The 24,491-nt window shown below is 39.2% G+C and carries 19 protein-coding genes and 2 tRNA genes; 16 read left to right on the forward strand and 5 right to left on the reverse strand.

Annotated elements, in window-relative coordinates; genetic code table 11:
* The first annotated feature begins 81 nt into the window (after nucleotides 1-81).
* From IC612_RS08185 to IC612_RS08260, 16 genes are all read left to right on the forward strand, one after another.
* Nucleotides 82-1,368 (forward strand): adenylosuccinate synthase, encoded by a 1,287-nt coding sequence (locus tag IC612_RS08185; protein ID WP_194739697.1) that lies wholly within the window; start codon nucleotides 82-84, stop codon nucleotides 1,366-1,368.
* A gap of 191 nt (nucleotides 1,369-1,559) precedes the next feature.
* Nucleotides 1,560-2,366, forward strand: coding sequence for a ParA family protein (locus tag IC612_RS08190; protein WP_194739698.1), 807 nt, complete (start codon nucleotides 1,560-1,562; stop codon nucleotides 2,364-2,366).
* Complete coding sequence (locus tag IC612_RS08195) at nucleotides 2,356-3,240, forward strand: ParB/RepB/Spo0J family partition protein (RefSeq protein WP_194739699.1); 885 nt, start codon at nucleotides 2,356-2,358, stop codon at nucleotides 3,238-3,240. The genes IC612_RS08190 and IC612_RS08195 overlap by 11 nt, the downstream gene beginning before the upstream one ends.
* The gene (locus IC612_RS08200; protein ID WP_194739700.1) at nucleotides 3,237-3,863 is read left to right on the forward strand and encodes a DUF5683 domain-containing protein; all 627 of its coding nucleotides are present in this window, start codon (nucleotides 3,237-3,239) and stop codon (nucleotides 3,861-3,863) included. Before IC612_RS08195 ends, IC612_RS08200 begins: the two co-directional genes overlap by 4 nt.
* A gap of 5 nt (nucleotides 3,864-3,868) precedes the next feature.
* On the forward strand, nucleotides 3,869-4,576 hold the full coding sequence (dapB, locus tag IC612_RS08205) for a 4-hydroxy-tetrahydrodipicolinate reductase (protein ID WP_194739701.1): 708 nt from the start codon (nucleotides 3,869-3,871) through the stop codon (nucleotides 4,574-4,576).
* Between the two features lie 23 nt (nucleotides 4,577-4,599).
* The gene (gene lepB, locus IC612_RS08210) at nucleotides 4,600-6,261 is read left to right on the forward strand and encodes a signal peptidase I (RefSeq protein ID WP_194739702.1); all 1,662 of its coding nucleotides are present in this window, start codon (nucleotides 4,600-4,602) and stop codon (nucleotides 6,259-6,261) included.
* Nucleotides 6,262-6,332: 71 nt separating this feature from the next.
* Nucleotides 6,333-6,938, forward strand: coding sequence for a WbqC family protein (locus IC612_RS08215; protein ID WP_194739703.1), 606 nt, complete (start codon nucleotides 6,333-6,335; stop codon nucleotides 6,936-6,938).
* Complete coding sequence (locus IC612_RS08220) at nucleotides 6,939-8,669, forward strand: S8 family serine peptidase (RefSeq protein WP_194739704.1); 1,731 nt, start codon at nucleotides 6,939-6,941, stop codon at nucleotides 8,667-8,669.
* Between the two features lie 122 nt (nucleotides 8,670-8,791).
* A complete protein-coding gene (locus tag IC612_RS08225; protein WP_194739705.1) occupies nucleotides 8,792-9,490 on the forward strand; it encodes an OmpA family protein in 699 nt (232 codons plus the stop codon).
* 124 nt (nucleotides 9,491-9,614) lie between these two features.
* The gene (locus tag IC612_RS08230; protein WP_194739706.1) at nucleotides 9,615-10,502 is read left to right on the forward strand and encodes a UbiA prenyltransferase family protein; all 888 of its coding nucleotides are present in this window, start codon (nucleotides 9,615-9,617) and stop codon (nucleotides 10,500-10,502) included.
* A gap of 15 nt (nucleotides 10,503-10,517) precedes the next feature.
* Entirely contained in the window at nucleotides 10,518-11,105 is a 588-nt protein-coding gene (locus IC612_RS08235) for an HAD family hydrolase (protein ID WP_194739707.1), read from the forward strand.
* Between the two features lie 65 nt (nucleotides 11,106-11,170).
* Complete coding sequence (locus tag IC612_RS08240; protein ID WP_194739708.1) at nucleotides 11,171-12,352, forward strand: cysteine desulfurase family protein; 1,182 nt, start codon at nucleotides 11,171-11,173, stop codon at nucleotides 12,350-12,352.
* A gap of 67 nt (nucleotides 12,353-12,419) precedes the next feature.
* Nucleotides 12,420-12,737 (forward strand): thioredoxin, encoded by a 318-nt coding sequence (trxA, locus tag IC612_RS08245; RefSeq protein ID WP_194739709.1) that lies wholly within the window; start codon nucleotides 12,420-12,422, stop codon nucleotides 12,735-12,737.
* Between the two features lie 127 nt (nucleotides 12,738-12,864).
* Nucleotides 12,865-12,938, forward strand: a tRNA-Asp gene (locus IC612_RS08250).
* 36 nt (nucleotides 12,939-12,974) lie between these two features.
* Nucleotides 12,975-13,048, forward strand: a tRNA-Asp gene (locus IC612_RS08255).
* Between the two features lie 254 nt (nucleotides 13,049-13,302).
* Nucleotides 13,303-14,529, forward strand: coding sequence for a YaiO family outer membrane beta-barrel protein (locus tag IC612_RS08260; protein ID WP_194739710.1), 1,227 nt, complete (start codon nucleotides 13,303-13,305; stop codon nucleotides 14,527-14,529).
* On the opposite strand, the gene IC612_RS08265 is transcribed toward IC612_RS08260, so the two are convergent.
* The 5 genes from IC612_RS08265 to IC612_RS08285 are packed head-to-tail and all read right to left on the reverse strand — an operon-like array spanning nucleotide 14,526 to nucleotide 24,478.
* Nucleotides 14,526-17,897, reverse strand: a complete 3,372-nt coding sequence (locus tag IC612_RS08265; protein ID WP_194739711.1) for a sulfatase-like hydrolase/transferase — start codon at nucleotides 17,895-17,897, stop codon at nucleotides 14,526-14,528. The two genes, IC612_RS08260 and IC612_RS08265, sit on opposite strands and share 4 nt — an antisense overlap.
* A complete protein-coding gene (locus IC612_RS08270; protein WP_194739712.1) occupies nucleotides 17,894-18,940 on the reverse strand; it encodes a HEAT repeat domain-containing protein in 1,047 nt (348 codons plus the stop codon). The genes IC612_RS08265 and IC612_RS08270 overlap by 4 nt, the downstream gene beginning before the upstream one ends.
* Before the next feature lie 8 nt (nucleotides 18,941-18,948).
* Nucleotides 18,949-19,302 carry a response regulator transcription factor gene (locus tag IC612_RS08275; RefSeq protein WP_194739713.1) on the reverse strand — a complete coding sequence of 118 codons (354 nt, stop codon included), beginning with the start codon at nucleotides 19,300-19,302 and terminating at the stop codon, nucleotides 18,949-18,951.
* A complete protein-coding gene (locus IC612_RS08280) occupies nucleotides 19,299-23,210 on the reverse strand; it encodes a PAS domain-containing hybrid sensor histidine kinase/response regulator (RefSeq protein ID WP_194739714.1) in 3,912 nt (1,303 codons plus the stop codon). Before IC612_RS08280 ends, IC612_RS08275 begins: the two co-directional genes overlap by 4 nt.
* A 59-nt stretch (nucleotides 23,211-23,269) precedes the next feature.
* A complete protein-coding gene (locus tag IC612_RS08285) occupies nucleotides 23,270-24,478 on the reverse strand; it encodes a metallophosphoesterase (RefSeq protein WP_194739715.1) in 1,209 nt (402 codons plus the stop codon).
* Nucleotides 24,479-24,491 lie beyond the last annotated feature (13 nt).

A 24,491-nucleotide genomic window follows, 5' to 3' on the forward strand; every position in this document is an offset into this window, starting at 1 on the left:
ATCCTGAAAAAAGCAAGGGTGAAGTTTGTATGACTCTTATTTAAAAAGTAAATTTGTACCCTATCCATAAATAAGTAAAATATGTCTACATATGTTGTAGTTGGTCTTCAGTATGGGGACGAAGGTAAAGGTAAAATTACTGATGTACTTTCTGCCAAGTCAGACTATGTTGTTCGGTTTCAAGGTGGTGATAATGCAGGTCATACTGTATATGTAGGAGATGAAAAATTTGTTTTGCATTTGCTTCCTTCAGGTGTGCTACAATGCAAGGGAAAGTGCATAATAGCCAACGGGGTTGTGGTTAACCCAAAGGCTTTCATGCGTGAAATTGGCCAACTGGAGAGCAAGGGAATGCGTACCGACCATGTCTACATTTCCAGACGTGCACATGTGATTATGCCCTATCATATTGCTCTAGACACGTACCGTGAAGAAGAAAAAGGCGGTACAGAAATTGGCACAACTAAAAAAGGTATAGGCCCTTGTTATGAGGATAAAATCGCTCGAGTAGGAATACGTATGGTGGATTTGCTTAATCCTGAAGTTCTACGTGAGAAAATTGAAAAAAACCTACGGGTTAAAAACAGTCTTTTTGAAAAATATTTTGAGAAACCGACTATGGATCTGGATGAGATTTATAACGAATTTCTGGAAATCGGTCAACAACTCAAACACAGGATTGTCGATACTGAAGTGGAATTAAATGAGGCAATAAAGCAAGGTAAAAATGTTCTTTTTGAAGGAGCACAGGCGCTTATGCTCGATATTGATTTTGGGACCTATCCTTATGTGACGTCTTCATCTCCTACAACGGGGGGTGTGTGTTCAGGCGCTGGAGTCCCACCCACAGCATTACAGAATTTAATTGGTGTTTCCAAAGCCTATACTACCAGGGTTGGAAATGGGCCGTTTCCGTCAGAACTGAATGACGAATTGGGGGAACAAATGCGCAAAGTTGGCAATGAGTTTGGGGCTACTACGGGACGTCCCAGAAGATGTGGTTGGCTTGATCTGGTGTCACTCAAACATGCCTGCATGATAAATGGTATCAACAATTTGGTCATTACTAAACTCGATGTACTTACTGGAATAAAACCACTGAAAATTGTAACGCACTACCGTACAGAGGATGGTAAAATAATTGACTACTTTACTTCCTCAACAACAAAATTGTACCATTACGAGCCTATTTATAAGGAGTTGGAAGGATGGGATGAAGATATTAGCCATGCCCGATCGTACGACGAGCTACCTCGCAATGCGAAGGCATACATTGAATTTATAGAAGAGTATTTGGGTATTAATGTATACTTGGTTTCGGTAGGGCCTGAGCGTAGTCAAAACATAATTCGAAAGGAACTTTTTTAACTAGAGTCATTTTAAGTTGGGGTTAGCAGCGCTACCTATTCATACAGAGTATTATCCACATTGCACCACGTGATGTGGATAATTTTTTTATTAGTTAATACACTTATTAACAGTACTTTAACTTTAGCATCACTATGCTAAGGGGATTTGGGATTAAAAAAATTGTATTTTTGGTCATTAAATACCATAGAATGGCGAAAATAATTGGTGTAGCAAACCAAAAAGGTGGAGTAGGAAAAACAACAACTGCAGTTAATTTAGCTGCTGCATTGGGAGTGCTTGAAAAGAAAGTGCTTCTAATTGATGCAGATCCCCAAGCGAATGCTACCTCAGGACTAGGGGTAGAAGAAGTGCGTTATTCTACCTACAATCTCCTGGAGCATAGTGCAGATGTAGAAAACTGTATTCAAAGAACAAGTTCGCCTAATGTGGATATAGTGCCTTCTCATATCGATTTGGTGGCAGCAGAAATAGAACTGGTCGATAAAGCTAAGCGTGAGTATATGCTGAAGAATGCTTTAAATGAAGTTAGAGACCGTTACGACTTTGTAGTTATTGACTGCGCGCCAAGTTTAGGACTTATCACTGTAAATGCACTCACTGCTGCTGATTCGGTTATTATTCCTATTCAATGCGAGTATTTTGCACTTGAAGGTTTGGGGAAACTACTCAATACGATCAAGAACGTCCAAAAAATCCATAATCCGGATTTGGATATCGAAGGTTTACTATTAACCATGTACGACAGTAGATTACGTCTATCCAACCAAGTTGTGGAGGAAGTAAATTCGCATTTTCCAGAAATGGTATTTGAAACCGTGATAAGTAGAAACGTTCGGTTAAGTGAAGCGCCAAGCTTTGGGGAAAGCATTCTTATGTACGATGCGGAAAGCAAAGGAGCTATCCAGTATATCCAATTAGCTGAAGAGGTGCTTTTGAAAAATGACCACTTAAAGTCAAACGTTAAACCAAAAAAACAGCAGAAAGTTGAAAGATAAAAAAAGAGCGATGGGTCGTGGATTAGGAGCTATTCTAAATTCTGAATCCAAGGTGTCCATTCATTCTGCAAGTGACGAAGGCGCGGAATCTTTTGTGGGTACTATTATTGAAGTGCCTATTGAAGATATTTTTCCAAACCCAACCCAACCTCGAACTTACTTTGATACCAAAGCACTAGAAGAACTTTCGGAATCAATCAAAAGTTTAGGAGTGATTCAGCCCATTACACTTCGTAAGGAAGGTGAAAAATTCGAAATAATTTCAGGGGAACGGCGATACCGTGCATCAAAGTTGGCGGGCCTTAAATCCATTCCTTCTTATATAAGATTAGTTAACGACCAGGAATTGCTGGAAATGGCGCTTGTAGAAAATATTCAACGAGAGGATTTAGACGCTATTGAAATTGCATTGACCTATCAACGTTTACTTGAGGAAATAGGGATGACACAGGAGAGCCTTAGTAAAAGGCTGGGTAAAGAAAGAAGTACCATTACAAATTCCATTCGACTACTGCGTTTAAATCCACAGATTCAGAATGCTATTCGTAGAGGGGAGATCTCCGCAGGTCACGGTAGAGCTTTACTGACAGTAGAAGACCAGAGGTCACAGTCACTTCTTCTGGAGAAAATACTCAAGGAGGGTCTTAATGTACGTCAAACTGAATCTGCCGCAAAAGCCCTAAAGAAAAGCAGCGAGATGCCAGGTAGAAAGATTGTGCCTAATGAGATAAAAAAGCTGCAGAAGCAAATGGAAGATAAGCTAGCAGTTAAAGTAGAGATAAAGACCAATTCCACAGGTAAGAAAGGTAAGATAGTGCTGGACTTTAAAAGTGAAAAAGAACTTGAAGCCATTATTTCATATTTTTCTCTATGAGTAAAAGTATCACTCTAATTCTTAGTATACTGGTAATCTTTGTTCAGGGACAAGTAACCAAGAACGACACAATACGGGTGGAAAATTACCCAACGGATTCACTCTCTAGCGTGACACCAAAATCCGAACTGCTTATAGAATCAGAGATTCAAGAAGCCAATACGGTGGTCTCCCCAACACTTAGCCCAATAAAAGCAGGACTGTATTCGGCAGTACTTCCGGGGTTAGGGCAATACTATAATAAAAAATTATGGAAAGTGCCCATCGTGTGGGGTGCTCTTGGTACCGGCGTGGGCGTAACACTTTGGAATGATAAACAATATAAGCGGTACCGTGAGGCTTTCATCGCGGAGCTAAACGGTCAGCCGCATGAATTTTCTGACATACCGGGAATTACCAAAGAAGCACTTGGACGGACGCAGGATAAGATGAAACGTCAAAAGGACTATTCCATTGCGGTAACTGCATTAGTTTATATTCTAAATATTATGGATGCAGTAGTTGATGCGCATTTGTATCAGCAACGAAACGATCCGGATTTGGCTTTGAAACCAGTTCTAATACATGATGAATATTCCACACAATGGGCCAAAGCGGGAATTAGTTTAAACTATAATTTTTAAAAGAGATGAAGATAGCAATAGTAGGTTACGGAAGAATGGGGAAAATAATAGAGAAGATAGCTATGGAAAGAGGCCATTCAATTTGTGCACGCCTCAGTGAGACACCGACCAGGGAAAATCTTGGAGGTGCGGAAGTGGCTATCGAATTCTCCAAACCTGAAGTAGCATTTGATAATGTTAAAAGTTGTATTGAGCTGGGAGTACCTGTGGTGTGTGGAACCACTGGATGGCTTACTCAGAAACCTGAAATTGAAGCATTAACGCATGCTACAGAGGGTGCTTTTCTATACGGGTCCAATTTCAGTCTAGGAGTGAATCTGTTTTTTGCTTTAAATGAAAAATTAGCGCAGCTAATGGAAGCACAAAAAGAATATACCTGTCAGTTGGAAGAAATACACCACGTGCATAAGAAAGACGCACCCAGTGGTACTGCAATTACGCTTGCGGAAGGAATAGTAGACAACTCTGTGCGATACAGCTATTGGAAAATGAATGAAACTAAAGAAGATCAACTTGGTATTTTTGCCGTTCGCCAAGACGACGTGCCTGGGACGCACAGTGTATTCTATAGGTCCAATGTAGACGAAATTGAGATAAAGCATACCGCCCACAGTAGAGAAGGCTTCGCTCTAGGTGCCGTAGTCGCTGCAGAGTGGATTAAAAATAAAAAAGGGGTGTTTTCTATGCGCGACGTACTTGGAATCACCTATTAATAACAGACTCCTGAAAAATTGAAATGAACTATTTTGTAATTTATTCCCTGTACGTGTTGCTATTATCCCTATTGATGGGAATTAGTACGTGGAAGCTGTTTAAAAAGCTGGGAATTAACCCGCTATTTGCGTTTATACCATTCTATAACTATTACCTAATACTTAAAAAAGCTGAAAAACCCGCGTGGTGGACTGTTTTTGCTTATTTTCCTGTAGTAGGACCAATCATGATAAGCGTATTTCATTTGTACCTAATGCGACTTTTTGGCAAAACATCTACTACACAGAGAGTACTAACTGTGTTGTTACCTTTCCTCTACATTGCGCTAGTTAATTACGACGCGAAAACCGAACTTGAAGCGCCCGAATACCTGTTACCTGGTGAAGAAGAAGAAAAGCACGGAAAGGAATCGTTTCTTGGATCGGTTACTTTTGCTGTTGTGTTTGCCACTGTAATTCATGTTTTTATAACCCAACCATTTGGAATTCCAACAGGGTCTATGGAGCGCACTATGCTTGTGGGTGATTTCTTATTTGTGAATAAGTTGAATTACGGATTTAGAATGCCGATGCGACCAGTGTCTATTCCTTTCATACAGGGGACTATTTGGGATACTGGTGAAAAAGGAAATCCCAAAGACGATCCAAAATCATATGTGGAAGCAGTAAAACTTCCTTATTTCCGGTTTCCAGGATGGGAAGAGCCTAAACGAAATGATATTGTGGTTTTTAATTATCCAGACGATTCGGTGCATATTGCAATTGACAGAAAAGATCCCTATGTCAAAAGGTTGGTGGCTGAGCCAGGTGATGTAATGGAAATGCGTGCTGGAAGACTATTTATTAACGGAAAGCCCGAAGTGCGTATGGGGGATGCTCAGGTACAGCATAGTTATGAAGTATATACAAGTTCACAATTAGACATTCCCTCTCTATATGACCTTTATGGTTTCTTACCAGTAGTAGAGCAACAAACGACCAATGGATATTACTACCATTTCCAAGGTTTAACCGACGATGTGGCTAAGGAATTATCACAGTCGTCACTAGTGCTGAGTATTAATGAGATTATCGAGAAGAAGGGGGATAAGGACCTTAGTTATTACCCAGATGTAAACAAGTCCATTGAGTCCCAAAGTTTTGTTCCAAGCACTAAAATAAATTATTCGTCCACCATATTTCCACATGATAAGAATTGGAATATGGACTGGTATGGGCCGGTCACTATTCCCAAGAAAGGAACGACAGTTATTTTAACGTCTCAGAATATAAGACTATACGAAAAGATCATTACAGTTTATGAAAATAATACGCTAGAACTAAAGGACGGGAAATTTATAATTAATGGCCGACCAACAGAAAAATATACGTTTGCGTACAATTACTATATGATGGTGGGGGATAATCGCGATGCTTCTTTAGATGGGAGATACTTCGGTTTTGTACCGGAAACCCATATTGTAGGTAAACCCATGTTTACCTGGCTTAGCGTAGAGGGATTGTTTCAAGACCAAAATTCTTCCTATCAGGCCAATGGCAAAAGCCTGCGCTGGGATCGCATGTTTAAAGCTACCAATACAGGAGAGCTACACAAAACTTCCTATACCTGGCTTGCGGTTCTTCTACTAATTGTGTTTTTTGGATGGGAATATATTATGAATTTCATAAAAAAGTTTAAAAAGTAGTTTTTACTAGCAAGTACTAATCTTTGTGCCGGAGTACTTTTTCTTCGGTGCATTTTTTTTAAATCAATTTAATGAAAGAAATTTTATTACCCCTTTTTTACTTACCTCCTGTTTCTTGGTTTACTAAATTCTTGGAAGAAGATAGTCAAATAGTATTGGAACAATATGAGAACTTCCCTAAACAAACCTACCGCAATAGGGCTAACATATACGGAGCCAACGGTCGGTTGTCACTTATAATTCCGATTCGACACAAAGGTCATCGAACGTATAAAGATATAGATATGTCGTACGCAGAAGATTGGAGAAAGCAGCATTGGAAATCTATTAAAAATGCCTATCAGACGTCTGCTTTTTTTGAATACTACGAGGATCGATTGAAAGAGATCTACGATTTTGAGGGTTCTTCCTTATTCGATTTTAATCAAAGAACACTACACGTTTTACTCTCTATTTTAAAGGTAGAAAGGGCATACTCTTTGAATACAAAGTACGTGGATCAACATGATTATGACTTTCGGGCGTATTTCTCGGCAAAAGCGGCACCACCTCTTTATCCTCCTTACTTTCAGGGATTTAGTGATAGGTTTGGTTTTTTGTCGGATTTATCAGTTTTGGATTTGATTTGTAACATTGGTCCCGAGAGTAGTACATATATAAAAAATGCAATTAATTAAATGAAGAAATTATACATAAGTGCGCTGTTTTTCGCCGGCGTAGTAAGTGCATACGCACAGGCTCAAGTGGAAGAAGAAGAAGAAGTGTTAGATGTGGATTTAGTAACCTGGTACCACAAAGACTTTACGCAGACTAACACATACGGAGTTAACACTCAAAATGCCTATAAATATCTGGAAGCGAAAGGGCTTAGGGCCAAGCCAGTGGTGGTGGGTGTGCTTGATAGCGGCGTAGAAGTTGATCATCCGGGCCTTAAGTCAAATATGTGGGTTAACCCTAAAGAAATTGCGGGTAATGGTAAAGACGATGACGGCAATGGTTATGTCGATGATATACATGGCTGGAATTTCATTGGAGGGAAAGAGAAAGATGTAGACGTAGATAATATGGAAGTTACGCGCGTGGTTAAAAAATACCAGGACGTTTTTGAAGGATCTGATTCTGTCAAAAATAAAGATAACCAGTTGAAATTTCCCGAGGAATTTCAACTGTATATGAAGAGTAAGGAAATCTTTTCTAGGAAATCGCTCGAAGCACAACAGGGTTACCAGACCTATAGTAAAATTCAGTCTTTAATACCTACGATGGTTTCTCTCCTTGGAGATAAAACTTTAATTCCAGAAGTTATTTCAAGTATTAAGCCCGAGACACAGGATCAAGCTATTGCTTTAAGTGTTCTGACGAATCTGCTTCAGGATCCTTCTATGCGTGGAAGTTCCGCTAAGAAATTAGAAAAGGATCTTAGTGAGCAGATGAAGGCCGCTATAGAGTATTATGGTCCACAAGCAACTAAACAGTATAATTTGGATTATGATCCAAGGGCTGAAATTGTGGGTGACAATTATGATGATTACAATGAACGGTTCTACGGTAATAATAATTACGAAGGCCCGGATGCGCAGCACGGAACTCATGTAGCGGGTATCATAGCGGCTGTACCTACCTCTGCGAATCCGCAGTATGGAGTAGCGTATAAAACAGCTAAGATAATGAGCGTTCGTACGGTGCCTAACGGCGACGAAAGAGATAAAGATGTAGCCAATGCGATACGTTATGCTGTAGATAATGGGGCCCGAATTCTTAATATGAGTTTTGGCAAACCTGTTTCTCCTGGAAAAGAAGTAGTTTGGGACGCTATGCGCTATGCGCAGAGTAAAGGAGTGCTACTGATTAAAGCAGCAGGAAATGAGAATGAAGATATTGCCCAGAATGTGTACTACCCAACCAACTTTATCAATGCGACCGATCCGGCTCCATTTATAGACAATATGTTAGTAGTTGGGGCTAGTACAAACTCTAATGAATTTTTGCGTGCTGATTTCTCTAACTTTAATGGAAAGATGGTAGATGTGTTCGCTCCTGGAGATAAGATTTATTCCACTGTTCCTGAGGCTAAATACGAATACCTACAAGGTACTTCGATGGCAGCTCCCGTAGTAGCTGGTGCCGCAGCAGTTCTATGGGCCTACATGCCTAATTTATCAGCAACGCAAATAATAGAGTCTCTGATCGCGACTTCTAACAAGTCCACTGTCAACGCTATGCTGCCGGTAAATGAGAATAATCGCTTTGATTTAATTTCGAGAGCCGGTGGGGTAATAGATCTGGGGCAAGCAGCACAATATGCCTATGAAAATTTCCATAAAGCAAGCTTACACAAGTCTGGACTAAAAAAAACGGGAGGTGCTACAAGAAGTACTACTGCTAAGAAACATCCCTCAACAAAATAAGATTATTTTAAATTGTTATATAAAGCCAAACTTCCATTTCGATGTTTGGCTTTTTCTTTTTATTGGCACGGTTTTATATACCTATTGTGGTGTACAAAAAAAACAAATTTAAATATTATATTATGAAACTATTGAATAAGACTACTGTTGGAGCATTATTTCTATCCTCAGCTTTTCTATTAACAAGTTGTGAAACTATTCAGAATGCCTCAAACCAGCAAAAAGGCACAGCAATTGGAGCTGCAGCCGGAGCGGTAATCGGTGGAGTGTTAGGTAATAACATCGGAAAAGGTGGAAATGCACCACAAGGTGCCGTGCTCGGTGGTGTTGTTGGTGGTGTTGTTGGGAACGTAATTGGTCGCAAAATGGATAAGCAAGCAGAAGAAATTGAAGCTTCTTTACCGGGTGCTGAAGTGGAAAGAGTAGGAGAAGGTATTAAAGTAACTTTGCCTGAAAGCATTGTTAATTTCGGTTTTGATTCCTCAGTTCTTACTAGTTCTGCTAAATTAAACTTGGATAGACTTTCACAAGTATTAATAAATAATCCAGACACTAATATTAATATCTACGGACATACAGACAGCAAGGGCACCGATTCTTATAATCAGAGTCTATCAGAAAGAAGAGCGTACGCTGTGAAATCCTATCTTGTTAGTAAAGGTGTAGCAGCAAGCAGACTATTTACCATGGGTATGGGTGAGCAGGAGCCAGTAGCTAGTAATTCTACGGATGCCGGACGTGCACAGAACAGAAGGGTTGAGTTTGCTATAACTGCGAACGAAGAAATGATAAAAGAGGCTCAAGCCCAAGCTAATCAATAATCAAATTTTAGAATTGATTTATCTCTAGCCACCTCCTTTATAGGAAGTGGCTTTTTTCAATCTACGAATGGTAGATGTGCTTTTAAGTATAAATATTCTATTTTTGCTTTAATTAGAATTAGTTATGCAAAAGTATATTGCGCTAATGCGTGCAGAGCAGTGGGTTAAAAATTTTTTCGTATTCCTACCACTGTTTTTTTCTGGTAATTTTCTACATTTCCATTTACTCTTAAAAAGTGTTTTTGCTTTCCTAGCATTTTCTTTGGCATCCAGTGCGGTTTATGTAATTAATGATTTCAAGGACCGTCATGCAGATAGTGCACATCCCGAGAAGAAAAACAGGCCTATTGCAAGCGGTGCGGTGTCTCCACGTAAAGCTTTAGTGTTTTTTGTAGTTTTGCTCCTAGCTCTATTTATTCTTCTTGTAGTCGGGACTTCCTGTTTGGAAGTTAGTTTTCCCAACATTGGTTTAGTGATCTTCATCTACTTGCTTCTAAATATTGCCTATACCTTGGAATTAAAACATGTGGCAATAATCGATGTCACTATCGTATCTCTCGGTTTTGTATTACGCGTAGTTGCAGGGGGCGCTACTACCAGTATCCCTATATCTCAATGGGCTATATTGCTGACCTTTGTACTGGCAATGGTTCTGGCATTGGGAAAAAGAAGAGGAGAACTTATTAATTCAGGTATTTCAGGCAAAACACGTAGAGCACTGGACGGCTACAATGTGCAGTTTGCTGATATTGCATTATCAATTTCTGTCACCTTAGCTATAGTAAGCTATTTAATGTTTACGGTAACTCCCGAAGCACAACTGCGATTTGGTAAGGAAGTCTTTTTCACCGTTTTATTTGTAGTGTTTGCTTTTCTGCGTTACCTACAGCAAACATTGGTATACAATAGGACGGAATCACCAACTCAGGTGGCTTATAAAGACCGGTACATTCAGATAACAGTGTTATTATGGATGTTTTCTTTCTTGTTATTGATTTATTTTAAAAAATAGAACTAAGATTAAAGTATGGTAAAACTTTACTGTTTCGATTTTGATGGTACACTTACAACTAAGGATACGATGTTTCTTTTTCTAAAGTTCTATAATAAAAAACAGTATTACAGGCAATTTTTAAAGTTTCTACCACTTTTTATTCTCCTTAAAATGGGCCTTCTTAAAGCAGAGCAGGTTAAGGAGAGCTTTATAGCTTCTCTTTTGAAAGGAGAAAGTCAGGAGAAACTGAAGCATGCTAGCGAAAAATTTTACGAGCTTAACGCCGAGATTATTTTACGGCCAAATGCGAAACGATTCATATCGCAAATGCACGAAGAGGGACATTCTGGAGTAATCGTTTCCGCTTCTCTTAATATATGGCTTGAACCATTTGCGCGTCAGTTAAATTTGGACCTGATATGTACACAAGCACAGTTTGTGGATAATAAGTTTAGCGGAAAGTTCTCCACTCCGAACTGCACACAACAGGAGAAGGTAGTGCGTTTAAAAAGATATTTAGATGGGAAAAGGTTTGACCGTTTAATTGCTTTTGGCGATAGTTCAGGAGATTTCCCCATGCTGGAGTATTCCAACGAGGGCCATTATAAATATTTTCATTAATTTGCATGGTATAAAATGCCTTGGAATTAAGGCTGATTTTTTACCATTAATAACCCCTTTGAGTAATGACTACAAGAGTATACCTTGACAATGCTGCAACGACTCCCGTGGATAAGCAAGTACTTGCATGTATGATGGATACGATGGAGAAAAATTACGGTAATCCATCTTCTACACACAGCGCTGGCCAGGAAGCTAAAACAGTAATTGAGAATGTCCGACGTCAAATCGCGAAGGTACTAAATGCACAACCAAGTGAAATAATATTCACGTCCTGCGGTACCGAATCCAATAATATGATTATCCACTCTTGTGTGGATCATTTAGAGGTAAAACGTATTATAACCTCTCCTTTAGAGCATAAATGTGTTGCTGAGGCAATACGGGATACGAAAATGCGCAAAGGAGTGGAAGTTGTTTATTTAAGACCGGACAAAATGGGTGTATTGTCTTTAACTGATCTAGAGGATTTGCTAAAGAGCTCAGATAAAAAGACTCTCATAAGTTTAATGCATGCAAATAATGAGGTGGGTAATCTGTTGGATCTTAAAAAAGTGTCGCAATTAGCACAACAGTACAATGCACTTTTTCATTCTGACACAGTGCAAACCATTGGGCATTTACCATTAGATCTAACTGATATTCCGCTAGATTTCGCTTCGTGCAGTGCACATAAATTCCACGGTCCGAAAGGCTCAGGATTTGCTTTCATTCGTAAAACATCCCGATTAAAGCCTTATATCTTGGGAGGACCTCAAGAAAGAGAGCTGCGCGCAGGAACCGAGAACGTTGCAGGTATTGCAGGATTAGGTAAAGCGTTTGAGCTAGCATATGATAATTTAGAAACTTATTCAAAGCATATTTCTGAGATTAAGAACTATGCCATCCAACAGCTGAAAGATTCTATTCCTGGTGTTACGTTTAATGGATTGTCCGGGGATCTAAATTCGAGCTTGTATACTGTATTATCGGTACTGCTTCCTTTTAAAAATCCTTTGATTGGACTTCAACTTGATATGAAAGGTATTGCAATTTCTCAAGGAAGTGCGTGCAGCGCCGGAGCTTCTAAGCCTTCGATCGTACTGATGATGCTTCTCGATGACCATGAGCTGGAAAATTCTACGCCATTGCGAGTTTCATTCTCTCATTTAACGACTAAGGAAGAAATAGATTATTTTGTGCAGGCGGTAAAGGAGATAAGTAGTTCTTCTTCTTTGATAGAAAATGCAGATGCGATACATAGATAAAAGGCTGCATTTTTTGGAAATTGTTTTATTACATTTGTCAGATATTTTAAATTAAATACAATTAATTATGGCTATAGAAATTACAGACAGTTCATTTAAAGAAACCGTTTTACAATCGGATAAACCAGTGCTCGTTGATTTTTGGGCAGTATGGTGTGGTCCATGTAGAATGCTAGGACCTATCATTGAGGAAGTAGCACAGGATTTTGAAGGTAAGGCAATAGTAGGGAAGGTAGACGTTGATAACAATCAGCAGGTTTCTGTGGACTATGGAATTCGTAATATTCCAACAGTTTTAATATTTAAGAATGGTGAAGTAGTAGATAAAATTGTGGGGGTAGCACCTAAAGAAGTGATTGCTGAGAAATTATCAGCACATTTGTAAAAAATAATACAACTGAAAATGAATGTCTTCCATACAGGAAGGCATTTTTTAGTCAAAAAATTTGCAGGCAAGAGAAAATATCTTAATTTTGCACTCACCTAAAAGAAAGACATTCTTGCTTTTTAATGATCCGGTAGTTCAGCTGGTTAGAATGCCGCCCTGTCACGGCGGAGGTCGCGGGTTCGAATCCCGTCCGGATCGCAAAGTTTTTTATATTTACTTCAAAAAAATATAAATGATCCGGTAGTTCAGCTGGTTAGAATGCCGCCCTGTCACGGCGGAGGTCGCGGGTTCGAATCCCGTCCGGATCGCATTAAGTATAATAATTGCTGTAGGAGTTAAGTCTTACGGCAATTTTCATTTTTGGCTTACGTCTAAGCGTAGTAATTAGTATTTTTCTGTTTAAATTGCCTCCGTTTTGGTTTGTGGTAGCGCACGTGTTAAATTACCGGACTATCTCCTCTTCATGATAAATTGACTGTGCACAAGATTATAGCCGCAAAGTAGCGATAAATTCAATCAAGAATTTAAATATCTTCGGTATCTTTACAGTTAAATAGACTATATGAAGCACTTTATTGTATTATTTCTGTTGATTGCTGGATTTCTGAGTGCCCAGCAATATTCTTCAGACGATCTATTTCAAATGGCTCGCAATGCAGCATTTAATGACAAGGATTATAATAAGGCAATTAGCCTCTCACAACAGGCTCTAGAGATTACACCTGATTATACTGATATTTCAATATTTTTAGCTAGACTTTACACTTGGGACGATCAACCAGAGAAAGCGCGTGAAATATTTAAGGAGCTAAAGGAAAAAGGCACAGAAGATGCCGATTTTTTTCTTGCTTATGGATCACTAGAATATTGGAATGATAACAATGAAAAGGCCCTAGAGATAGTAAATGAGGGGGTTTCAAAGAACCCCCTCTCATCAGACTTGCTCATTCTAAGAGCTAAGATTAATAACAGTGATCAAAATTATGCCAGTGCGCTCGCAGATCTGGAGAATGCATTAAAAATTGATCCGCAAAATACCGATGCGCGATCACTTTTAACCAGAGTTCAGTCTAATGGTGTAAAAAACAGTATAGGAGTTTCATACACGCACTCGCATTTTGATAAGCAGTTTGAAGATGACTGGCGAATCTCTACATTAAGTTATAAACGAGGGACCAAGTTAGGATCTGTGATTTTAAAATTAAATCATGCCAGCAAGTTTGGTGACTCTGGATTTCAAGGCGAGTTAGAAGCGTACCCAAGGATTTCGGAGACCTTTTATATGTATGTAGGTACGGGTTATTCTGCAGACGTGGGTATTTTTCCCAAATTTAGACTAGGAGCCTCCTTGTATGCCAATCTTCCTAAAAGTTTTGAGGCTGAAGTTGGCGTTAGACATTTGTATTTTAGTGACGGTCTTTGGATGTATACAGCCAGCGTTGGTAAGTATTATAAAAACTTCTGGTTTAATTTCCGGACGTATTTAACCCCATCTTCCCAAAACGTATCGCATTCCTATACTGCTACAACCCGATATTATTTTAGTGATGCAAACAATTATTTGGGAATTCAAGTAGGAACGGGTATAAGCCCAGAAGAACAGTTGAATAGTTTGCTTCCTGATGGCGTGTACAAGTTGAAGACATTTAAGGTAGGGGCGGATTATAATTTTACCCTATCGAAAAATAATTTATTCACTATTTCCGGCACATACTACCGCCAAGAGTACCGCCCTGAAACTATTGGTAACCAATATGATTTTAGTCTGGGCTACGCCAGAAATTTTTAAAAGTCCTTTCGTTTAATATAGTTATTGAAAGTGGAGTCCGGTAGTAACTTTCTGGATTGCAGAAACAAAGAATTTTTTTCAATATACTCTTTATGTGCTTGCTTGGAAGCTTTTTTAATTAACGGATCAGAAACAGGCGATAAATTAGGAAGTCTATATTGTCCTTGGGGGCTGGTATACACATCTCCATAAATATACTCATCGGATAGAAATTTACTTTGCATCAGTGGTATATATCTGGACGTTCTAAGGTCTGGCTGTAAGCCAGTTCCTAACCAAGAGGTCTTCGCTGGAACTTTTAAGCCGTATAGGTTTTCAAATACGGTGGTTATAAAAGGAGCCACATCGTAGTGACTTACTATAGCTTCAAAGCGGTCCGATTGCGTCAGCAGAGGAGAATAAACTAAAAACGGGACTTGGTAGCGGCTGGCTCTGCTCTCAAGTTCTATTTCAGGAATACTGTGATCGCCTGTAATTATAAAAATCGTGTTTTCGAAGAATGGAAATTTACGCGCTTCTGTAAAAAAATTCTTTATTGCATAATCGGAATTAACTACTGCAGCTAGTTCATTTTTATAAGTACTTGCAATTTTCTTTTTTGAATCGGGCAACTCTGAAATGATCTTCTGAGTTTCTTTTGAAAAAAAATCTTGGTCATTAACCTTGAACGGACTATGTGCCGAAAGGGTCATCATTGTGGCCAGCATTGGTTGCTGTGTTTTTGAGAGGTCCACTAGCAGTTCTGAGAAAACCGCTTGATCTTCGTAGCCCCAGCTCTCTCCCGAGTTCGAGGGTAGTTTACGATACGTCTTTGGAAAATCTCTTAGATCTTTGATTTTAATAGAAGAAGCTAATAAGTATTTGGACATATTATCAAAATCCGCATCGCCACCATAGTAGTAATTTGCCCGATAGCCATTTTTTATGAAGATGTTGGCCAAATTAAAATGTTCTGGATACTCACCAAGGTCCAAGAAGCCATTTTTTGCTGTAGGTAAAGAACCGAGTATGGCTGGTAACACTTCAAATGTCCTTCCTGAGGAACTATACATGTGGTCCCATACAAGACTCTTTGGTTTCAATGATTGTAAGAAAGGGGTAAAGGAACCGATGTACCCATTAGAGTCGCTATAGGCCTTTCCTAGACCTTCGACAATAATAAGCACTACATGTGGCTTTTGCTTGGTGGATGTGAAATATTTATCAAAGAAATTGGTGGAGGTCCTCTCTTTTAAAAAAGGGTAATTGGAATCAAAATTACTTGCTTTTTTAAGTGGTTGAGTACTTTGGGTTGAGCTGATCAATTCTTCCCAATTTTGTTTGATAAAATATCCCAACTTACTGGTTGACGTATTTTGCTCGTGGTAGGTCACTGTTTTGCTGGCGAATGTGGCTGGAGGTAGTAGTAAAGATATTATAGCTATAGTGGCTATAGACAATGCAATCCACTCATTACTTTTTAGTTTCAATGTCAGCTTCATAAGAATTTGATAAAGTAGAAGAAGAGCAATAAATCCAATCACAAAGTAATTTGCCTTTAAAACTCCCGCCGCCTGCAAGGTGGTTTGTACATCCTGGAGGTTGTAATGCCACAGGTCTGCACCTAAAAGATTATGAGATTCTTGAAAGTAGATTAAGCATATTAATTGTAAAATTACCATTAGCATTACATAAACTATTGCAAACAGTTCACCTGATTTTTTGTGAATTAAGATTATGACAAAACCTAAAGCCATTCCTACGGTAGCTACTAAGACAGAAGTCCGAGCTACATTGGTTAAGAGGGTTATTGTAGTACCAAAAATATCAGTAAACGGTCTTTCAGAGTGTGCAATAATTACTTCGACTATTCCTAGGATTGATGCCAGGACAATATAGATAAGTGCTGCAGCGGAAGAAAAATAGAGTGCATGTTTCCAACTTCTGGCCGCTGTAGTTTTTTTGGTGGTATTCTGAGAAAAACCCTGTCGGGTCATTACCCCCCACGAATGGTTTTTTTTGAAATAGTCTTTGAAACCAAGAACACTCGCCCACACCACCTTCGGATGGAAGTAGAAAGGCTCAATCAAAGCGGTAAGTACAAGCAAGCGGAAATCTTTTCTGTTAGAATAAACTTGATAACTTGTTAAGTCCACCAGAATTGCATAAATGGAGAACAAGAATCCGACGGAAAGTACAAGAGAAAGGAGTACAAGAAAAATTTGCCAATCTATAACACCAAGAAGTAAGAAAACAAAGAATAAGACATAGCCTGTAAATTCGACTAGAGGTCCTAAGAACTCAAACAAAAACCAGTAGGGGAGACTTAACATCCCCATTTTACCGTATTTCTTATTGAATATCATTTTTCGATGGCTCCATAACGTTTCCATCGTTCCGCGCATCCATCGGTTGCGTTGGCGCATTAAAATATCTTTTGATTCTGGTGCTTCAGTCCAGCACAAGGGATCTGGAATAGAAACCACATCATAGGGCAGCTCTTTCTCTTCCATGTAGCGGCGCATCCGCACTACGAGTTCCATATCTTCTCCAACTGTAGAGGAATCGTATCCTCCGCAAGCTAACACGATTTTTTTATCAAAAACCCCAAATGCTCCAGAAATCAAAATAAGACCCGAGGCTCGTGACCAAGCCATTCTTCCTAATATAAAAGCTCTAATATACTCGAGAACTTGCACGCGTGCAAGCCAACTACGAGGCATTTTGACCTCCACAACCTTTCCGTCTTTAATCGTACAATTGTTTGCTAATCTAATCACTCCACCACATGCGATAACTCTTTTGTCTGTAGTATCCATAAACGGTTTGGATAATTTTAGAATAGCATCTTGTTCTAAAATGCAATCTACGTCAATGCATACAAGATACTCCCCGGTGGAAACGTTGATTCCTACATTCAGTGCGTCAGCCTTTCCGCCGTTTTCTTTATCTACAACAACGAGTCTTTTGAAGGCAGGATTGGAACTTTTATATATAGCCCTAATCTCCTTAGTAGCAATCTTGTTTTCAACGAAGTAGGGTACCTTTTCAAGATGGTATGCTTCCACAAGTCGGGATATGGAATCGTCCTTGCTGCCGTCGTTTATTATGATAATTTCAAGATTTGGGTAATAGAGAGAAAGCAGTGACCGTACATTTTCCACAACCGTCATCCCTTCGTTATATGCCGGAGCCAGTAACGAGAATCTAGGAGCGTCAGTATTAGATGCAATTAGACCATAATCAGTTAGAGTATTGCCTTTCTTGTAGTGTTTTACCGCACCCAAAGCATAAACCGCAATCCATGCGTATGTGATTAACACACCCAAACCATAGAGTAAAAAGAACCCCATAAGTATATCTATGACAAGATTATTTCCGAACGTCATATCAATTCACTTTTAGCATGACGAACTATTGCTAATGTAACGGTATCGTCTATGTCAGTACTCCATCCCGTCCATGTACCAGACTCCAGATTTTTTGCAGCTTGTATTCTAATATCGGTACTCTTACTATTTAGCAGCTGCTCTTTAATAAAAGGATATGTGTCTTGGTCCCTTATCTTGCCTAGGGCACACATAATCTCAAGCTGAATCTCGGTGTCTTTATTGTGGTAAATGGAAGTTAGGATCTTACTAGTACTATCGTTTTCTATGTAGGTTAATGCTGTGATCGTGTTTTTTACGATTTCTTTATTTTCATGTGTTAGGAGCGTAGAAACTTCTGCATGCAATTCCCATAGACGGAATTTTTTAACAAGCATCAAGGCCATGGAAACCACGCTTGGATTATCATGTAAAAGCCAAGTTTTTATTTTTTCTAACTGCTCCGGTTGTACTTCTTTTACTGCTATAAGAAGTCGTAGCATTTGCCATTTGGAAAGCGTTTTATCCAACCTGTCCATGAAATGGAGTCCTTCAAATCCATAGTTTTTAACAAGTGCACTTTGTGCTTCCAAATAGACAGTCTTAGAAGGATGGTGAATAAATTCCTTTATTTGGGGCAGCAAGTCTACTTGCTCCATCACGGAGAGTTCACGTATTGCTTCTGCTATTGTGCTCTCCCGGTTGGACAGTAATTTATTTAAAGAATAAGTATGAAGATCCATGCTTTGATAATAGGAGCGAAGCTGCTGTCTCGACGTTCCAGAAAATTTCTGGGACGCCTCTACAATTCGTAGAGTTAGGAGCTTGCGGAAACTATTATTCTTTAAAAGCTTATAGGGAATTTGATCATTTCTGTCGGCAATTTCGGTCCTGGTAATTGCCTCCACAAGCAACTGATCAATGAGTAAATTCCATTTCTTTTTTCTTTTAACTTCAAAAATTTTCAAGTAATTAAGAATCAACACTATCGCAATCAATATTCCCACAGCCAAGAGAATGCTTAGCAGTGCGAAATAGAGGACCTCGAAGGTTTGGTTCTGCATTGAGTCAGTTAGTTTTCAAATCGTCTTATCCGTACAAGCAGTTCCGCAGGACTAAACGGTTTCACGATAAAATCAGTCGCACCAAGATTAAAAGCTTCCAGAACGACGTCTTCTTGCCCTAAACTAGAGAGCATAATCACTGGAATTTTCTTATTCATCTGCTTTACCGCACTTAAAATTTCTATACCTGTTGCAAAGGGCATCATAATGTCGGTAATAATAAGGTCAACGTTTTCAATCTTCAGAATTTCTATTGCCTCTTTTCCATTACGCGTAATGAGCACATGGTAGCCTTGCTTTTTCAGATGGTGTTCTACTGTTCTTAATATAAGTTCATCATCTTCTGACAATAATATAGTCATAATTCTAATTTTAAGTTTTCAAGTTCCTGCTGGGCTTTTATTAGCTCCTCTTTTAATTCAGTTAACAGATGCTCTATTTCGTTCCCATTTTTCAGTTGCTCTTCCAGTTCTTTGCATAGGTTAGAAGTGCGCATAAGTCCGCTGGTGGAAGAAGTGCCTTTTAACTTATGCGCGAGACTCTTAAGTTCTTCTCTGGTTAGTGCATTTGCTTTTAAAGATTCCTGTGCTTTGGAAATTTCTTCATTGACCAGGTTAAGAAATACCTGAGCAAATTCTTCATCACCTTGTACTTGTTCTTGTAGTATTTCTTTATCAAGTGTTGGAAAAGTGTCTTCCAGTAAAGCTGTTTTTTTTGGGGTAGGAATAGAATGCTTTGAAGGAAAGAAACTGAATAGTGCAGTTTCCAGTTCGTTTCTTCGTAACGGTTTTGGCAAAAACTCGCTCATCCCTGCGGAAATACATTTTTCTCTCTCTCCTAGGACATTTCCTGCGGTGACTCCAATAATCGGCGTATGCTGATAAGCTGGTAATAACCTTATCTTCTTTGTAGCTTCTATGCCATCCATAATTGGCATTTGAACGTCCATTAGAATTAAATCGTACTGGTTATTCTGGCAAAGATCTAGTGCTTCTTCACCATTTGTAGCTTCACTTGTTTGTACATCCGATCCTATTGTGCTCATCATTTTTATATTCAATACACGATTGACTGGATTGTCATCAACTACCAGTATTTTTAAGTGGTTAAGTGTACTGTTATCTTTTTCCGTAACTATCGGGCCGGAGTCAGTTAACGGGTTGGTGTAGGTACTGTCTTCTTGCAAACTAGCCCTCTCTAAAATCGCATAAAGTTCCTCGGATTTTATTGGTTTGATAAGATAGAGTGAATTGAGATCCAGTTTTAGTTTTCGAACTAATTCATGCTCTTCGGAGGATGTATGCAAGATGGTGACGGGTTGTTTCTCTCCTTTAGTCTTATAAAGCTCTTGGATTTTGGTGATGGTTTCTGCACCTGTCAGTATCGGCATATGGTAATCCATCAAAATAACGTCAAAATCATCTCGCTGCATTAAGATTTGGAGCGCCTCCAATCCGCTAGAGGCAACTACGGACGATATACCCTTATAACGAAGCATATGCTCCATGATTATGCGATTATTTTCATTGTCGTCAACAACAAGTGCATTTTTTAGAGTGATTTTAAATTCAGCCCGCTTCGATTCTTCGTAAGGTAAGGTAAGGTCAAATGAAAATTCTGATCCTTTACCGGGCTCACTGCGAAGCGTTAACTGGCTGTTCATATAACGTAAAATATTACTAGAAATAGTGAGACCCAGACCTGTGCCACCGTATTTTTTGCTAACAGAGGAATCTTCCTGAGTAAACGCATCAAAAATACGTTCCTGTTTGTCCTCCGGGATTCCTATGCCTGTGTCACGAACTGTAAATCGAAGAGTGACATTGCTGTCCTCCTTTTCAATTTGTTCTACTTTGAGTTCTATCTCTCCTGTTTCGGTAAATTTAAGTGCATTCCCTAGTAGATTAATAAGTACCTGCCGCGTGCGGGTACTATCCATCCACACCGTTTCCGGAATTTCTGGAGGAACGTTGAGCAGTAGTTCTAACCCTTTCTTTTGTGCCTGATAGAGTATGATGTTAACCACCTGACCGAGAAGCTCCTTTATATTCTGCTTTTCGATGTACAGTTCCATCTTACCTGACTCGATTTTAGCAAAATCAAGTATGTCGTTTATAAGACTAAGTAGAGCTTCACCCGACTCGTTAATGTATTTTAAATATTGATTCTGGACTTCGTTTAGCGGCGTTTGTAAGAGCAAGTCGGAAAAACCTATTACCCCATTTAATGGAGTCCTTATTTCATGACTCATATTGGCCAGAAACTCCGTTTTGGCAATGCTTGCTCTGTCGGCAAGTTCTTTGGCTTCTTTAAGTTCTTTTTGAATGTTGATATTATTAGTAATATTAACAATGGAAATAATTACGCCTCCAATAGAGTCGGCAGATATTTTCCAAGGCTTTACTACCAATTTATAATTTAACCGTCCCTTCTCAGGATGTATTATCTCAAAATTATCATTGCGGTACTCCTTTCCACGGACAGCATTGACATAGAGTCGCTTTCTCTCCTCAGGTACTACACTAGCTTCGAAAATATGCTTCCCAATAGAAGTTTGTGGAATGTCAAACTCATTGCTCCAAGCACTGCTCATTACCATATAACGCAAGTCGTTATCAAGCATTGCAAGTGGAACCGGAGCATTTTCTGCGAACGAACGCATCATGGCCTCTTTTCTTTGCAGTTCTATTAGATTTTTCTTTTCTTCCGTAACGTCTTGTACAATGCCAAATAGGGAGCGGCACTTCCCTTTCTCAAACTCTGGTACCCCTTTAATTCGTAGCCATATCTGCTCACCTTCAAAAGTCTGCATCTCGGTTACAAAGTCGTAAGAGATTCCCTTTTCAATGGCTGTATTTATATGGTTTTGTAGAATAAGTTGCTCTTCCTCCTTATAGAACTCTAGGATATTTGTCAATGTGGGTTCGAAGTCGTCAGAAACCTTATATATTCGTTTTGTTGAGTCCGACCAAAAGATTTTTCCTGTTTCCAAGTCTAAATGCCACCCTCCGACGCGGGCTACTTCATTGGTCTGCATTAAGATCTTCTGAGTAAAAAACAGGTCTTTTTCCAGTTCCATACGTTCTGTCATATTAAGTGCTGTACTAATTACGTAGGGTTTGTCCTGTTCATCGTAATCTAAAATATTGTGGTACATCCATACCAGACGTTGCCCGTCTTTAGATTTAAGTACCATTGTGCCCACATCAGAGCCATTTTTTTCTATGCGCTGTAAGTACTGATCAAGAAATACTAAATTTTCTTCTGGTACTAAATTTTTAAGATTGAGTTGCTTTAAATCCGAAGTGCTATATTTTAAAGTTTCCCTACCTTTCTCGTTCACTGCTATGATATTTCCTTCTAGATCATGCATGGTCATTAGGCCAATTGCATTTTCGAAAAACCGTTGGAATCTTTGTTGGGAACGTTCGACTTTTAAATTTTCAGAAAGTAAATGTGTTACGTTTTTACCAAAGCAGAATTGATGGGAGGAATCTTTAGCAGGCTTTAGATGCCACTCTACAATAACATCTTCAACATCCGTTTGTATGGTGGTGATAAAGAAATCTTCGCCCTTACCACTAATTAAATGGTCGCCTAAGGTACTGCTACTGGCTTTGGAGATAGTTTGGAGAAGTTGATAAAAATTATTATTTTCAATGATGCGACTAGATCCACATATACGCTCAAATGCCTTATTGTATTCGATGATTTGGTCATTACAGTCCAGAACACAAACTAAATTGGTGGTAAGGTTATAAATGTCTTCAAAAAATCCCGATTGCATACTTGTTTTCTTCTCTTGAAGCAAGTGTCTTACCACTCGCAGTATCTCTTCAATGGATTCCTTTTGGTCGTCTGTGAAGGGGTTTACATGATTATGTACTATAATTAAGCTACCTACGACGATGTCTTTATCTAAATGAAGAGGGAAGCCAGAATAGTATAGGGGACTATTTGAATTGTCGACCGAAGTAAATCTATCTTCTTCAGATGGATAGACTCCACTATACACTGAGGAACTTCCAAGTATGTCAAGAGAAATATGTTCTGTAAGATTAGTGAAAGAGTCCTTTGAGCCGTGCGAAGCAATTATACAGGGTTTTTCTTTGCCAGCGACCACTAAGGCAACAAAGGGTGCCCTGGCAATGATTGAAACTGCGTGAAGTAAAGCATGTATTTTAGGATCCTGAGTGTCTTTTATAGCGCCAATTATCTCCAATTGTTGGAGTTTTTCCTGACTGAGATTTTCTTTTATTTTTTGGGGCATGAGCGAAAACTTATGTCCACAAAATTAAGCAAATAACCTATATCTTTTCGTACTATTGATTAGATGAGCTCAATCTCAGTTATTTCCGGATGCATTCCCACGCGTCCCGGATAACCAATGACGCCAAACCCTCTATTTACATATAAATAAGAACCAGCGGATTCGTATAAATCGACCCATTTTTTATACCTATACTGTACAGGCGACCATTTAATGTTTTTTAGGTCCAGTCCAAACTGCATTCCATGGGTATGGCCAGAGAGAGTGAGACCAATTTTGCTGGGGTGGTGCTTCACTATTTGGTCAAAATGTGTAGGGTCATGACTTAGTAGCACCTTTGCAGAGTCTACTTCCAAACCTTTGGTAGCCTTGTCCAGATCCCCGTACTGAGGAAAAGGTTTCTCTCCCCAATTTTCCACACCTACAAGATGTAGCGCCTGACCATCTCTGCGGATTGTGACGTGTTCATTACGAAGTGTAACAAATCCTGCGTCCTCTTTATAGGATATTAGATCCAGTAAATTCTGGTCTTTTTCTTTCTCGGTACGCCACTCCACATACTGGCCGTAGTCGTGGTTGCCAAGGACAGAGAATTTTCCATCTTTCGCTTTAAGAGATCGAAACAAATGCTGTAGAGGGAGAAGTTCGGTGGCTTTATTGTTTACCATATCTCCAGTAAATACGATCAGGTCTGCGTTTTGCTTGTTTATCAGTTTAAAGGCGGACTCTAGCTTTTTTGGATTTAGAAAGCTTCCGGCGTGCATATCTGAAATCTGTACGATGCGGTACCCTCTGAAGGCTTCGGGTAGATTAGGAAGTCTAATTTTTACCCTCCGAACCTTGTGGCGGTATTTTCCAAATGCAACACCATCAAGGATTAATAGCGTTAGAGTGGCGGCTAGTCCTAACCCTATTCCACTAAGGAATTTACGCCTCTCGGGCAGATAAGTATCTCCAGGGGTAGTGGTGCTGTACAAGTATTGTCCTGCCCGTATGATATCATCTATGAGTAAAATGATGCCCGTTAGCAGTTTGGGAAGAAGGAAAGCAAGAAACACAGTTGCTACAAGTTGCACTCGCTCATGATTGTTTTGCTCATCGGAGCGGAACTGAAAGAAATGATAGAGCAGAAAAATATAAATAGAAGCGGTAAATAGAAGATAAATGTTTCTGGCAGTGGAGCTGGTGAATAGGGATTTAAAACCCAAATAAATGTAAAATTCCAGAAAGAAGAGTATTCCTGTAAGGATAAGTATACTTTGTCTCATTAAATCAAAATGC

The sequence above is a fragment of the Planobacterium oryzisoli genome (genome assembly GCF_015354315.1).
GTDB classification, from domain to species: domain Bacteria; phylum Bacteroidota; class Bacteroidia; order Flavobacteriales; family Weeksellaceae; genus Planobacterium_A; species Planobacterium_A oryzisoli.